This window comes from Paenibacillus baekrokdamisoli, assembly GCF_003945345.1.
Lineage (GTDB): Bacteria > Bacillota > Bacilli > Paenibacillales > Paenibacillaceae > Paenibacillus_Z > Paenibacillus_Z baekrokdamisoli.
Window position 1 is genome coordinate 6,184,753 of the sequence record NZ_AP019308.1, and the last position, 14,391, is coordinate 6,199,143.

A 14,391-nucleotide genomic window follows, 5' to 3' on the forward strand; every position below is an offset into this window, starting at 1 on the left:
CAAAGAGTTGACATATCTTAATGTAACTGTTAAAGTTACATTAAGCTAAGATAATAAATCACAGGGAGGTGAGAAGGGTGATTAGCAGCAGGTTTTCAGTGGCCATTCATATTCTATCGTTAATTGACATGAATGAAGGCAAGGTGACTTCGGACTACATCGCAGGCAGTGTTAACACGAACGCGGTGGTGATAAGGCGTATTATGAGTTTGCTGGGCAAAGCGGGAATTATTGAATCACATCCCGGGGTTACAGGTATGAAGCTTGTTCGTCCGCTCAGCGATATTACATTCCTTGATGTATATCAGGCAATTGAGCTTCCAGAGAATAGCGGATTATTCAGCATCCATCAGAATCCGAATCCGAATTGTCCCGTTGGTCGGAATATTCAAGCGGCGCTGGAGGTACCACTGTTAGAAGCCCAGAGGCAATTGGAACAAACGCTCGCAGAAACGACGGTTGAGCAGGTTGTTAGAAGTATTCAATTAAAAGCATAAGCTTTTTTTTGCTCCTATTAGTAACAAAGACAGTTACTAATTAGCAGCTGGATGGTTATATAATCGCTTAGATGCAAAACCTAATAAAAAACCAATGGAGGATGAAATCTATGAAAATCGCAGTAATCGGTGCAAGCGGCAAAGCAGGAAACGTAATCGTGAAGGAAGCGGCAGATCGGGGTCATGAAGTCACAGCCATCGTGCGGAATGCGGCTAAATTTGAAGGCCAAGCAAGCGTGATGGAGAAGGACGTATTTGATCTGAAAGCAGATGATCTGAAGTCGTTTGATGTTGTTATTAATGCATTTGGTGCAGCGCCAGGACAGGAGCATCTTCATGTGGAAGCAGGTCGTACACTTATTAACGCATTAAAAGATGCACCCAACACGCGATTGATTGTTGTTGGTGGCGCAGGCAGCTTGTTCGTAGATCCTGAACTAACGACACGCGTATATGAAACACCAGAATTCCCTGAATTGTATCTAGCTACAGCTCGCAATCAAGGGCAGAACTTATTCGACCTTCAGGCATCTTCAGGTCTTCAATGGACATTTATCAGTCCTTCCGCTTTCTTTGATCCTGCAGGCAAACGTACAGGTGCTTATCAGGGAGGTCAAGATCAGCTGCTTGTGAATTCGCAAGGCCAGAGCTACATTAGCTATGCAGACTTTGCTATTGCTGTGGTAGATGAAATTGAGAATCCGAAGCATCTGAATCGCCGCTTCACTGTTGTTGGCGAAGCGAACTAATTGAATACTTATGTCAAATCAAAAGAGTCCCGATGAATGCTTCATTGGGGCTCTTTTTTCTGATTATCACTCTATTTTCGGAATTTAAAAATACATAATATGGTATAGTTATTGGAGAGGAGGAGGGATATTTGTGAAATATCGTTTATTTCTAACTGTCTTTATGTCATTAGCATTCTTACTAAGTGGTAACGCCACATATGCAATCGGCACCACCCCGGACTATTCGGTACAATGGTTATTAAGTGAGAAGCAATTGGGACTATCCCTGCACTACGATTATTCATCCTATCGAACAAGTATGGGTGTGTTCAGCGTGCCCACCATCAACAAAGCAGGGAATACCTATCTTATTGCTCATCGTACGAATGATTTAACATCGAGTGCCATTCTCTGTTTGAACAGGGATGGGAAGGTGAAATGGAGAAAAGATTTTAAAGCGAATGAGTTGGATGTCAAAGGTAATTATATCCATACGGATCAGGAAGGTAATCTTTATTATCTAACATCACAATTGTCTGGCAAAAATCGCAAACAGATCGCCCATTCTTTAACGTCTGACGGAGTAGAACGATGGACGTACATAATCCCAGGTAACGATGCTGGAGAATTAGCGCTTAGAGGTGACGGGAATACGATTGTATCAACGACTACGAAGCTCTATGTCATCAACGCGAAGGGTAAGGTCACATTTACCAAGGATTTGCCTCAGACGAATGCGAATAACTTATCATTCCTCTCAGCGGACAATGGAAAGATACTCTTCTACAAATATTTGTTCAACAAAGATACCTATCTAGGGTCTGAGATTTATATCTACGGAAGTGATAATAAACTTTTGTATAAAGTGCCTGTCACAATCGGGTTTGGAGATATGAAATCTAAGGTGATACGGTTCTTTGATAACGGTGATTTTCTCAATGTCCAAAGCTACGATAATATGAGCAAACTGCCTGCAGTTTTGAAAATGTATGATTCGAAGGGAAAGCTAAAGTGGAAAAAGGTTATCTATACGAATATCCGGGTGGATGATGTGTTTATCTCTGGTCGGAATATCTACTACTGCAGCGGCTTTCATGATTATTCCACAGCGATGGCCAAATCGCTTCTTCGCATCGATGCAGATACAGGTGAGGAAAAGTCGAACTATACGACCATGCAGAAAGGAATGCCAACCTTCTACACGGGCTATAATCAGGAAACGATAATAGGGAACGAATCTCTAATTAAAGCAGCGAGGCGTGATCTTAGCCAAGAAAAGGATCTTTCGTTATATGAGCTTGGAAGAGGGGATTTTAAGCGAATTGATCCTTATTCTCTAGCTGTTACTTCGGATTACCGCGAGTCTCTGGATGCTTTCATGCTTGCTGCTTATCAATCGGAGGATTACCAAGTTATGTCCGCACGTAATGGATTTGCTTATGTCTATTTTGAAGACTTGAAGACGAAGCAATACTTATTGGCAAGAATTAAGTTGGCGAAGCTGTAAATTCAACGTTGGTGAATGTAAATGGGGCTGTTCTCTTTAACAAAAGAGTACAGCTCTTTTCTTTCCTTCCTTCTGATTTCTGTTATCATAAGATAAACATCAATTCGAGACGATTCAGTTCTCTTCCTAATAGAAAGGACTTCCGCAATGAGCTTTCAATTGACAGAAAAGGTTATAAAGATGCTGTGCGGCCAGACCTCTTACGAGAAGGGAGAAGCCTACTATCGGACGGGGAAAGTTACCATTACTTATTATGATCCCGAGACCTCTACCTATGAAGCTGTGGTCAAAGCAAACGGCAAGGATGAGGTTACCATTGAGCTCCATGATAATGGAGATCTGGAGGCGGAATGCAGCTGTCCGACTCTGGCTTCCTATGATAAATATTGCTCACATGTCGCAGCTGTGTTGGTGAATATTCAAGACAATCCGCGCGAATTTGCCGTTTCGGCATCCCGCTCTCACCGTTCAGGGAAGCAGTCGGAGAATAACTCCTCAGAAGGGAATAGGCAGCATGAAGCTGGATTTGGGGATTCTTCGGGCAGCGTAGCAAAAGATGCAAGATTGCTTAGCGGCATTCTTGGGCTTTTCAATGATAAGCCGCTGCGTCCAAGTCGTACAAGGAATCTCTTTGATACAAGGGAGCCCCTTGATGTAGAGTTCATTTGCAAGCCACTCCCATATGGATATAAGAAATATATGTTCGCGATAGAGCTGAAGATCGGTCCGAAACGGCTCTACATTGTCCAGAAATTAAGAGAGTTTCTAGATCGGGTGGAGCGGAGAGAAACCTTTGCTTTCACCAAGCATTTCACCTACGATCCGGAGCTGCATAGCTTTCATCCTGATAATGATGCGGTCATCAGAGCCCTTATCCAAATAGATCATAATGAGAGAATATTCCGCGAAAGCTCCAGCACCTTTCCGGGACATGCCAGTTATAGAGATAGTGATCGGCTGCTTCCGGTAGCTCCATCGTCATGGGCAGATTTGCATGCTTTGCTGACGAAGGCTCCAATGGTCAAGCTTGAACAGGATGGCAGCCTCTTCGAAGGTATACAATTCTCTGAGGAAGCACTCCCGCTGCGATATGAATTCGAGCAAGGGCAAGCCAAAGATGGCTATCAATTGGAAGTCCACGGCTTGGACCAAATCATCGTTATGGAAGCCTATGGAGTGGTCATTTCCAAGGGTAAATTATTGAAGCTGCAAGCCGAGCAGTGCAGCCGTCTATCCATGCTCAAGCAAATGCTTGAAGCTTCCCGGACGCAGCAAATCCAGATTGGGCTGGAGCAGATAGAGCCTTTTATGGAGAAGGTTATACCCGGTTTGATGAAGCTAGGCAGTGTTCATATTGCCGAGGATGTATCTAATCGGATGGTGCAGACGCCACTCAAGGCTAAGCTGTTTCTGGATCGGGTAAGGGATCGGCTGCTTGCGGCTATAGAGTTTCATTATGGCAGTATTGTTATTAATCCGTTAGAAGGAACCGGTCAGACTCGCGGTGAGGATCGCATTCTTATGCGGGATGGAGATCACGAAGAACGGATCTTGGAGCTTATGGAGCAAAGCGGCTTTACGAATACAGAAGGCGGATATTTCATGAATGATGAGGATGCGGAATATGAATTTCTGTACCGCATCGTTCCACAGCTCGAGAAGCTAGCCCATGTTTATGCGACCTCTGCTGTGAAGTCCAAGCTTCAAACCGGACTTATGCCTCCGAAGGTAAATGTGAGTGTCGACGAACGAACGGATTGGCTCATTTGCAAGTTCGAGATAGATGGTATTCCAGACTCAGAAATCCGGAATTTGATCAAGTCTCTGGAGGAGAAACGTAAATTCCACCGATTGCCAAGTGGTGCATTCATGCCGCTGGAAACCGAGGAATACCAGGAAATCATTCGCTTCATTAATGAAACGGGCATGAGCAAAAGTGAGGTGCTGGAGGCGGCAATTCGGTTCCCAATCGCCCATGCGCTGCATTTCATGGATTCCCAAAGACAAGGTAATACCATCAAGCTGGGCAAGTCGCTGCGGCAGCTTATAGATAATATGCGCAATCCTGACCATCTGGATTTCCCTGTTCCAGTTAGTCTCGAGCCTGTCCTTCGTGATTATCAGAAGGTGGGGTTCCAGTGGTTCAAGACGCTTGCTCATTATCACTTTGGCGGTATTCTGGCTGACGACATGGGACTTGGTAAAACCGTGCAGAGTATTGCATTCCTTGTCTCCGTGCTGCCTGAGATTCGAGAACAGAAGCAGCCAGCCATTATTGTCTCGCCTGCCTCTCTTGTATATAATTGGCATAATGAGCTGAAGAAATTCGCCCCTGAGATTCGGGTTGCCATCGCTGATGGCAATCAAGAAGAAAGGAAACATATTCTCAAGAATAGCGCTAAGGTGGATGTGATCATCACCTCCTACCCGCTCATACGCAGAGATATTCTGCAAGCAGCGAAGCAAGTCTTCCATACGCTTATCTTAGATGAGGCGCAGTTCTTCAAGAATCATGCCACTCAGACCGCGCATGCGGTGAAGGCGATTGAGGCGAAGTACCGTTTCGCACTTACGGGAACGCCAGTGGAGAACAAACTAGAAGAGCTATGGTCCATCTTCGACGCGGTGTTCCCAGCATTGTTTCCAAGCAGGAAGGTGTTTCATGATTTGAGTCGTGAGACGGTAGCGAAGCGGGTTCGACCGTTCCTGCTGCGTCGCTTGAAGACTGATGTGCTGAAGGAGCTCCCGGAGAAGATTGAGTCGATACAAGCTTCTGAGCTGCTGCCCGAGCAGAAAAAGCTATATGTCGCTTATCTAGCCAAGCTGCAGCAGGAAACCTTGAAGCATTTGGACCAGAAGGATTTTCAGAAGAATCGGATCAAGATTCTTGCAGGCTTAACAAGGCTTCGCCAGCTATGCTGTCATCCTGCTTTGTTCGTCGAAGATTATGCCGGAAGCTCGGCCAAATTCGAGCAGCTGCTCGAGATCATCGAGGAATGCCGGAGTGCGGGCAGACGTCTGCTCGTGTTCTCTCAGTTTACCGAGATGCTGGGCCTCATTGGTCGGGAGCTGGGCAGCCAAGGCGTGCCTTTCTTCTACTTGGATGGGAAGACCCGAGCTTCTGAGCGTGTAGAGCTGTGTAACAAGTTTAATGAGGGGGAGCGGGACTTGTTCTTGATTTCCTTGAAGGCTGGGGGAACTGGACTAAATCTGACCGGAGCGGATACCGTTATTCTCTATGATCTGTGGTGGAATCCTGCTGTAGAGCAGCAGGCAGCAGATCGTGCCCACCGTATTGGGCAGAAAAAGGTTGTGCAAGTTATTCGGCTTATGACTCAGGGGACCGTAGAGGATAAGATGTATGAACTCCAGCAGAGAAAGATAAACTTGATAGATGAAGTGATTCAGCCTGGACAAGAGGCTCTGTCATCTCTGTCAGAGCAGGAAATTCGGGAGATCCTGATGATCGAATAGTAGTCTAGATGAAATAGCCAATTTACAATTCATTAATGAAAATAAGTCATTCACAGTGAAATTTCATGTTCGTTTATTATAATAACCTCTATACATCATTTATGGATGCGTATAGGAGGTTAAAAAATTATGTTAGTTTCACAATTGGATTACAAGGTATTTGAAGCGATTAATGGACTTGCCGGACGTCTGCCTTGGGTAGATGCGATAATGGAATTTATTGCGAAGGATACAGAGTACTTGTTCTATATCGCAATTGTTATTTATTGGTTTACCCGGCGTGAAGATCATAGACGAATGGTGGTCCAAGCTCTGATTTCCGCATGTGCTGCCTTTGGTACCAGTATGATTCTAAGTCACCTGTTCTATCGGGATCGTCCGTTCGTTGCGCATAGAGTCATTCAATTGATTAGTCACCCGATTAACGCTTCATTCCCAAGCGATCATGCTATCGGCGCTTTCGTGATTGCCACCTCCATTTGGCTATTTAGAAAACGTGACGGGTACATTTGGCTAGCAATTGCCGCTTGCATTGCGTTCTCACGTATATGGACAGGGGTACATTATCCGCTTGATGTTATTAGTGGCGCAGTCATTGGCTCGGCAGCTGCCGTGTTGATTCATCGCTTATTCACTCGTTCTTCTAAGGTTCGTCAGTGGTTTCAATGGAGCATCGGACTCTATGAAGGAATAGAGCGTCGGATTTGGCCAACGAAAGTGATGAAGTAAGCCTATAGAAGAAGCATCCATCTGGAAGGGGAAAACGCAATGATATTCACTAATTTCCCGCTAGTTGCGGCGTTTTGCTCGATCCTGCTGGCTCAGGTTATCAAGGTACCTCTCCATTACATCAAAGTTCGTGAATGGGTATGGGGATTAACCTTTAGTACGGGGGGCATGCCGAGCTCACATTCAGCCGCAGTAGTGTCGCTCGCTACTGCAATTGGAATTGATCAGGGCGTTACCTCTACGTATTTTGCAATTGCGGTTGTGCTTGCTGCTATTATTATGTTCGATTCCTGCGGAATTAGAAGGCAGGCTGGTGAACAGGCCATCATCATCAATCGGCTGACGGAGGAATTTCATTATTTATTCCAAGATAAAAGCAAGCCAAACGCCGAACTCAGTGGAAGAAAAGCGTTAAAGGAGCTGCTTGGCCATCGCCCCATCGAGGTGGTTGCTGGAGGTATTTTCGGAGCAGTAATAAGCACGCTTATGTACGTTTTATTTTATTAAGAGTATGACAAGAACCGGATTTCCTATATGACCCATGCCCCCGTCAGGCTTAATCTGACGGGTTTCTTATTAGATCTGATAAAAGAAGGGTTTAACCGTGAGTAGGCGAAAGTCCTCTTGGTTAAACCCTTTTATTAATTATGAATAGGAATCCAGCGTACATAACCCGAATAGTAATAAAAGCAACCTACCTAAAATAGGAAAGGATTGGAAAAATGAATAACATAATAAACAAAACGTTACTCTCTATCTATGGAATCATGTTGTTACTGATCGGTGTGCTCCTTGTCCCGTACCATATTGTAGGGGGGAGGGGGAATGAGATAACCATAAGTGATGCAAAATATGCACCAATCTGGAAGTTAATGAACGGTAGAGACGAAATTAATGGGTTTCATCCCATTTATGAGCTGCAAATACAAAGGTTACTGTACGAAATTTTGATTTTGACACTAATCTTTCTCGTTCTATATCTGCTGCTTAAGAAACATGAGAAGTAAATGAAAAGGAAGTATCTGCTTCTTCTTTAGTATTGTCTAAGTAACCAATGTGGATTTTCAGTGAATATGAATATGAATATGTATATGTATATGTATAAGTTCATTTTTGTCCGTAAACAATTGAACGAACCCTTTCTTCACTTAGACCATACATTTTCGATAACGTAGAAATATCGGTTCCACTGTGGTAATACGACAACATCTCGAAATTTCGCTTGTCTAAATAATGACGTGTTCCTGAGTCCGTGCCCCATGCTTTCCGATCTTTCGCAGGAATATAAATATGAGAGCCATCCACATATTTCTGGATTTCTTCAACTAACTCTGGAGGCAATATTTCTTTGGCGTTGCGATACTTTTTCATGTTGATCTCTCACCGCAACTTAGAGTCATACTCACTTGAATCATAGGTGAATGGTTAAAACCCTGCTGGGACAACATCAGGATCGTATCAAAATAACGGGAGCTAATTCTGCCTCCTACATAGGAAATTTTAAGCTGTCTCATCGAAAGTAATGCTGAATAGATCAGATGATCTACTTCATTTTGAGATACCTTTACATGAGGTCGAATATGAAACCCAAACGTGTTCGTGCCTATATTACCATCTTCATGTTTGTTAACCTTGTAGTAAGCGACCCCTTTTATCGATTGTGATGATGAATCCACTAAATACAAGTAAATATTTTCTGGTGTTTCCTTAGAAAAATGTTCAAGAAACTCAGTTGCTAAGTAATACTCATTGTCCTCTTCCATCATTGAACTGATATCGAAAGGCTGGTTTGTAGTTCTTACATGGACAATAGATGGATCGATTTGAAACGAAGTGTCCCAATTCGTAAATTTTTCATTGATCATCCATGTTGTATAATAAGATTCTACCTTAAAGCCCATCCCCTCCCAGGTTGTGATCTCATTGCTTCTGATTTGCCCAGGAAGCATTTCTGCAAACTTATATAATACTCCGTTTGATTGTTTCTTCTGAATTTTGGTTAATAACTTGATCACCGATTTTTCATAACCCGGTAGATATCCACAGTGGACATAAGAGTTGCTAGATCCCTTCGGAGTCTTCGTAAACATCATTGCTTTTATTTCTTTTTCCTCAACATAGACGTAACCTTCATCTATATATACATATTCAGTTCTTCCTTTTGGCGGAAAAAAATTATCTTTGAAGTTCAATTTCCAGTTATAATCGACCCGGAATTCATTGCGATTCAGGTCTATCCCTTGATTATTATGCTGTTGTTTTATGTATTGCATGTATAGAGCCTCTATCTTGTCAAAATCATCAGTACGCTGAATTCTCCTTATTGTACCAGCCATGTCCATCATCCCCCGAATTGAAAATTGCTATCGTAATCATTACATATGATCTAGATGAAAGATAGCTTGAAATTGTTTGGTAAAAAAACTCAAACCGCTGCTTGAACCATCGATCTAGAGAAGCAAATGAGAAGACAGTATCTAGCCATGCTGGGTACTTTTTTTATATTTTCAGTGTTATAGAGCTTCTGGGCGAGCATGGATAGATAAAGTTCAATTTCTAGATTTTCCAAATAAAGCAACATGTTCGGATTAACAATCGTCTAACCTATTAAAGTTACCATGCTTTGGGAATCGAGAACCCTATAGGAAACGGTGAGATCGTCAAAAAAATGGAGGAATATGAGTAATGAAACGAAGTCTGTTATTGATTATGACTGCGCTAGTTATATTAAGCGGTTGTGCAGATGCTAAGCAAATTTCTACCCCGACCGAGAAGTCAGGGACTACAACCGATCACAACGAAAACAAGGGATCTAAAGGTGCTACCATCATCAAAGAGGGAACAAAAGAATTAACCCCATATGTAAAAACGACACAAATAAATAATGAGGATGTGACCTCCATAACTGTCCGTTCCTCCGAATCAGATCACAGTATCGACGTTCCCAAAGAACGCTACTTTGCAATTCTTGACGGCTTATACTGGTTGGATGAAGGGATTGCAAAAGCTGATGAGCAAGAAAAGCCAACTAAATCAGTAGCCGTTATACGTGTTGAAACGAAGTCGGATATTTATGAAATTCCGTATGACCTAGCGACTAATCGGCTGCAAATAGAAGGTGATTGGATATACGCCTATGATTATACTTTGCTGATCATGCATAGTCTTCTGGCTCCTGAATCAGATATCGGTAAGATCGACACTATGTTAGAGGAAGCAAGAATCGAGTTCGACAAGAACCCTACTGTTACGGATACGCATCTTATTGACTTTGAAGCTAATGTGAATGGCAAAGATTATAATGGTTGGGATAAAGAGCTGAAGAATGATGAAGCTACAAGCAGGGTTAAGTTTTACGAGACTGGCACCAAAATGGTTAATGCTTTATCTTTTTATACGAATGGCATCATTGCTTTAAACAGGCAATTACTTTTCACTGATCCGAAATATAAGACACAAGACGGGATTCACGTTGGGATGCCTCGCGAGAAAGCGTTGAAAAAGTTAGGGGAGCCGAACGTAAAGCTTGCCTCTCATTGGGGTTATAAGGTTGGAGACTATATAAGGTTCCACCTCTATTTTGAAAAAGATACAATAAAATGGATTAGTCTTTCAATGCCGCTGTAAAGTTAATTATAGCCTGTATTTAAATCGAACCAATCGGTCGTGGAAATTGATAAAAGGCTTGAATCATAAATGGTTGCAGCAAGACTGCTCATTAAGTAGAAATTTCTACTTGAGGAGCAGTTTTTTTTGCCTGCCGGGTGAGAGTAATAAATGAGATATGAACGGGCAGGCATGATGAAGTACTTTTATGAACTGTGATTTTCATCACAATCTCCAAAAGGTACACATGGTACTCTGAGTACAGTCGAGAATGTGCGTAATCAATCTTGCGTTCCGTAGCACGATGAATGCTGCATAATCAATCAATGCGTTCCGTAGCACGATGAATGCTGCATAATCAATCTTGCGATTGCTTACGCAAACCAATCATCTTATGAAAGGAAGAAACGATGTCAACTTCAAACAAAACACGGATTGTTGTTATAGGTATTGGAGAGGTTGGTTCAAGAACGGCCTATACGCTGCTGCTGAGAGAACGCGCGGATGAGCTGGTGTTGATCGACTCGGATCAGAATAAAGCTATAGGCGATGCGCTGGATATGAATCATGGCCTTCTCTTCCTGGGGCGTTCGAAGATCTGGGCGGGGACGTACGAGGATTGCACGGATGCAGATATTATCATCATTACAGCAGGCACGGAGCAGAAGCCAGAAGAATCGCGAATGGATCTCCTTCGGCGTAATCATGAAATCATGAGTGGCATTATGAGTGAATTGATAAAAACGAATACGAAGGCTATTGTGCTGATCACCGCAAGCCCGGTTGATCTAATGAGCTATTTTGCCTGGGAACAATCGGGTTTGCCTGCGAGCCGAGTCATCGGCACCGGCACCCTGCTCGATACAGCGAGATTCCGCTATTTGATCGGAGAGCAGATGAACATCGATGCTCATAGCGTGCATGCACAGATTATTGGCGAGCATGGCAATTCAGAGCTGCCGCTCTGGAGCGAGGCTAACGTTGCTGGATCTGAGCTTGATCTAAGCGAGGATACAAAAGCATCTATTGTCGCACGGACACAGGAAGCAGCCAATGAAGTTGTTCAAGCGAAGGGATCGAGCTGCTACGCAATTGCGTTGTCTATCAACCGTATTTGTGCCGCGATTCTGAAGGATGAAGGCTCGGTGCTGAATGTATCCACATTGCTGAAGGATTACCACGGCATATCTGATGTTTACTTGGGCGTTCCCTGTATCGTCGACCGCCAAGGAATCAGAAGCACGATAGAGGTTAAGCTGTCGGATAAGGAGAAAGTGCTGCTTCATCAATCCGCCGACAAATTGAAAGGTCTTATTGCGACAACAACTTATGCAAGGAGTGAAAGAAATGGATAATGTCGATTTAGCGAGATGGCAGTTTGCCGTAACAACTCTTTATCACTTCCTATTCGTTCCGCTAACCATCGGTCTTGTATTCATGATCGCTATTATACAAACGATGTATGTTGTGAAGAAGGAAGAAGTCTATAAACGAATGGCCAAATTCTGGGGTAAACTGTTTCTCCTGAATTTTGCGGTCGGCGTCGTAACGGGTATTTTACAAGAATTTCAATTCGGTATGAACTGGTCGGATTATTCCCGCTATGTTGGCGATGTGTTTGGCGGACCGCTGGCTATTGAAGCACTCGTATCCTTTTTTATGGAATCGACGTTTCTTGGGATATGGATATTCGGCTGGGATAAACTCTCGAAGAAGGTGCATCTGGCATCGATTTGGCTAGTAGCGTTAGGGACAGTGATCTCCGCATTCTGGATCTTAACCGCAAATTCCTTCATGCAGGAGCCAGCCGGTATTGTCATTCGTAATGGTCATGCGGAGATGGTCAGCTTCTTCGCTCTAATCTCGAATAAACAGCTGTGGCTGGAATTCCCTCATGTGCTCTTCGGTGCATGGACGACTGGCGGGTTGTTCGTAGCTGGCATAAGTGCTTATAAGCTTTTGAAAAAGCAGCATGTCGACGTATTCAAGCCTTCCTTCTCGATTGCAATCGTCTTCACGCTAGTGGCAAGTATTCTCGTTGCTGTTGTTGGTCATGATCAAGCACAGCATTTAATGAGTTCGCAACCGATGAAAATGGCTGCTTCCGAGGCACTCTGGGAGGATAGCGGCAACAGCGCACCTTGGACTGTCATAGCGGGCATTGATTCGAGTGGACAGAAGAACCAAATGGAGGTTAAGATTCCGGCTTTGCTCAGCATTCTTGCTTACAATAAGACCGAAGGCCAAGTGAAGGGCATCAAGACTCTTCAGGCGGAATATGAAGCGAAATACGGCCCAGGGAACTATATTCCTCCGGTACGTACGACATTCTGGAGCTTCCGCGTCATGGTGCTTGCTGGAAGTCTAATGATTCTACTTAGTTTGTTCGGCGCGATTGCAATTATGCGGGATCGTTTGAACCGCTATCGGCTGTATTTGAAATTTATGCTTCCTGCGATGAGTCTACCGTTTATTGCGAATTCGGCAGGCTGGATTATGACGGAGATGGGAAGGCAGCCTTGGATCGTATTCGGCTTGCAGCGAACGGAGCAGGGTGTATCTCCGACCGTCTCGGCTGGGATGGTTCTGACTACACTGATTGGCTTTAGCTTGGTTTATGGCATTCTGGCCTTCTTGCTTGTGTTCTTATTCGTAAAAGAAATACGTAAAGGTCCAGATGATGAGGAGCACACCCTGCAGGATGACAGTCATGCAAAGGATGAAATAGCTGTCCCGATGACTATTTTGTAGTCGAAGGCAGAGAAGAGTGAGCTATGTCAAAACGCGAAAATTGGCATAGCCTCGCAAAAACTTTTAGGAGGTGACCGTGCGATGACGTTGGAAGTACTGTGGTTTGTTCTGATAGCGGTTTTGTTTGTTGGGTTCTTTTTTCTGGAGGGCTTCGACTTTGGTGTTGGGATGCTGGTGCCTTTCCTAGGTAAGGATGACCTCGATCGCCGCGTTCTTATTAATACGATCGGTCCATTCTGGGACGGGAATGAAGTATGGTTTATTACAGCGGGAGGCGCGATGTTCGCGGCTTTCCCCAATTGGTACGCAACGTTGTTCAGCGGCTTTTACATGGCCTTGTTTCTTATGCTGATTGCACTGATCGGACGCGGTGTAGCCTTCGAGTTCCGAAGTAAGGTTGAGAATCCAAAGTGGCGTAAAACCTGGGATTGGGTCATTTTCTTCGGAAGCTTGCTGCCTCCGCTGCTCTGGGGTATTGCCTTGGCGAACCTTATGCGCGGTGTTCCCATTGATGAGCATATGAATTATACAGGAAGCTTCTGGGATCTAATCAGTCTGTATTCGGTAACAGCTGGCTTCAGCATGGTGCTCTTGTTCCTGCTGCATGGCTCCTTATTCATCACGTTAAAGACAACAGGCGATATGCAGAATAAAGCTCGTTCGGTAGCGCTTGGTATTGGGGCATGGACGACAATTCTGATGCTGCTGTTCGTCGTGCTGAGTTATTTTGAAACGGATATGTTTACTCGCAATGGGATTGACCCTGGAGCAGTACCTATTCTTGCTGGTCTGGCCCTATTCTCTGTGCAATATTTCCTCAGACATAAGAGAGATGGCTGGGCGTTTATTATGACGGGGCTGACGATTGTATTGTCTACGGTTACGGTGTTCATGGATCTATTCCCAAGAGTGATGATTAGCTCCATTGATCCTGCCTACTCGCTCACGATTTACAATGCGGCATCGGGGCATTATACGCTGAAAGTGATGACGATTGTAGCGCTCTCGACGATTCCATTCGTGCTTGCTTACCAAATTTGGACTTATTGGGTGTTCCGTAAACGAGTTACCCGCGCGGATCATCTGGATTATTAAT

General features: G+C 44.0%; 13 protein-coding genes. 11 read left to right on the plus strand and 2 right to left on the minus strand.

Translation table 11 applies throughout. The annotated features are described in order from the left end of the window. Positions 1 to 77: 77 nt before the first annotated feature. The 7 genes from EKN16_RS27195 (at position 78) to EKN16_RS27225 (ending at position 7,945) form a co-directional block, all read left to right on the plus strand. Positions 78 to 497 (plus strand): Rrf2 family transcriptional regulator, encoded by a 420-nt coding sequence (locus EKN16_RS27195; protein ID WP_125664115.1) that lies wholly within the window; start codon positions 78 to 80, stop codon positions 495 to 497. Positions 498 to 607: 110 nt separating this feature from the next. After that, on the plus strand, positions 608 to 1,246 hold the full coding sequence (locus tag EKN16_RS27200) for an NAD(P)-dependent oxidoreductase (protein ID WP_125664117.1): 639 nt from the start codon (positions 608 to 610) through the stop codon (positions 1,244 to 1,246). 133 nt (positions 1,247 to 1,379) lie between these two features. After that, positions 1,380 to 2,735, plus strand: coding sequence for a hypothetical protein (locus EKN16_RS27205; protein ID WP_125664119.1), 1,356 nt, complete (start codon positions 1,380 to 1,382; stop codon positions 2,733 to 2,735). Between the two features lie 147 nt (positions 2,736 to 2,882). Then, positions 2,883 to 6,209 (plus strand): DEAD/DEAH box helicase, encoded by a 3,327-nt coding sequence (locus EKN16_RS27210; RefSeq protein ID WP_125664121.1) that lies wholly within the window; start codon positions 2,883 to 2,885, stop codon positions 6,207 to 6,209. A gap of 129 nt (positions 6,210 to 6,338) precedes the next feature. Continuing rightward, the gene (locus EKN16_RS27215) at positions 6,339 to 6,938 is read left to right on the plus strand and encodes an undecaprenyl-diphosphatase (RefSeq protein ID WP_125664123.1); all 600 of its coding nucleotides are present in this window, start codon (positions 6,339 to 6,341) and stop codon (positions 6,936 to 6,938) included. Positions 6,939 to 6,977: 39 nt separating this feature from the next. Then, on the plus strand, positions 6,978 to 7,445 hold the full coding sequence (locus EKN16_RS27220) for a divergent PAP2 family protein (protein ID WP_125664125.1): 468 nt from the start codon (positions 6,978 to 6,980) through the stop codon (positions 7,443 to 7,445). 215 nt (positions 7,446 to 7,660) lie between these two features. Further along, positions 7,661 to 7,945, plus strand: a complete 285-nt coding sequence (locus EKN16_RS27225; RefSeq protein WP_125664127.1) for a hypothetical protein — start codon at positions 7,661 to 7,663, stop codon at positions 7,943 to 7,945. A gap of 100 nt (positions 7,946 to 8,045) precedes the next feature. Here the strand turns inward: EKN16_RS27225 and EKN16_RS27230 are convergent, their stop codons facing one another. Then, positions 8,046 to 8,309: a CD3324 family protein gene (locus tag EKN16_RS27230; protein ID WP_125664129.1), complete on the minus strand. Its 264-nt coding sequence runs from the start codon at positions 8,307 to 8,309 to the stop codon at positions 8,046 to 8,048. Beyond that, positions 8,306 to 9,274, minus strand: coding sequence for a hypothetical protein (locus tag EKN16_RS27235; protein ID WP_125664131.1), 969 nt, complete (start codon positions 9,272 to 9,274; stop codon positions 8,306 to 8,308). The genes EKN16_RS27230 and EKN16_RS27235 overlap by 4 nt, the downstream gene beginning before the upstream one ends. Before the next feature lie 349 nt (positions 9,275 to 9,623). Here EKN16_RS27235 and EKN16_RS27240 point away from each other — a divergent pair, with 349 nt between their 5' ends. From EKN16_RS27240 to cydB, 4 genes are all read left to right on the plus strand, one after another. Next, complete coding sequence (locus tag EKN16_RS27240; RefSeq protein WP_125664133.1) at positions 9,624 to 10,565, plus strand: hypothetical protein; 942 nt, start codon at positions 9,624 to 9,626, stop codon at positions 10,563 to 10,565. Positions 10,566 to 10,954: 389 nt separating this feature from the next. Next, positions 10,955 to 11,899, plus strand: a complete 945-nt coding sequence (locus EKN16_RS27245; protein WP_125664135.1) for an L-lactate dehydrogenase — start codon at positions 10,955 to 10,957, stop codon at positions 11,897 to 11,899. Beyond that, complete coding sequence (locus tag EKN16_RS27250) at positions 11,892 to 13,295, plus strand: cytochrome ubiquinol oxidase subunit I (protein ID WP_125664137.1); 1,404 nt, start codon at positions 11,892 to 11,894, stop codon at positions 13,293 to 13,295. Before EKN16_RS27245 ends, EKN16_RS27250 begins: the two co-directional genes overlap by 8 nt. A gap of 81 nt (positions 13,296 to 13,376) precedes the next feature. Then, positions 13,377 to 14,390, plus strand: a complete 1,014-nt coding sequence (cydB, locus tag EKN16_RS27255) for a cytochrome d ubiquinol oxidase subunit II (RefSeq protein ID WP_125664140.1) — start codon at positions 13,377 to 13,379, stop codon at positions 14,388 to 14,390. Position 14,391 lies beyond the last annotated feature (1 nt).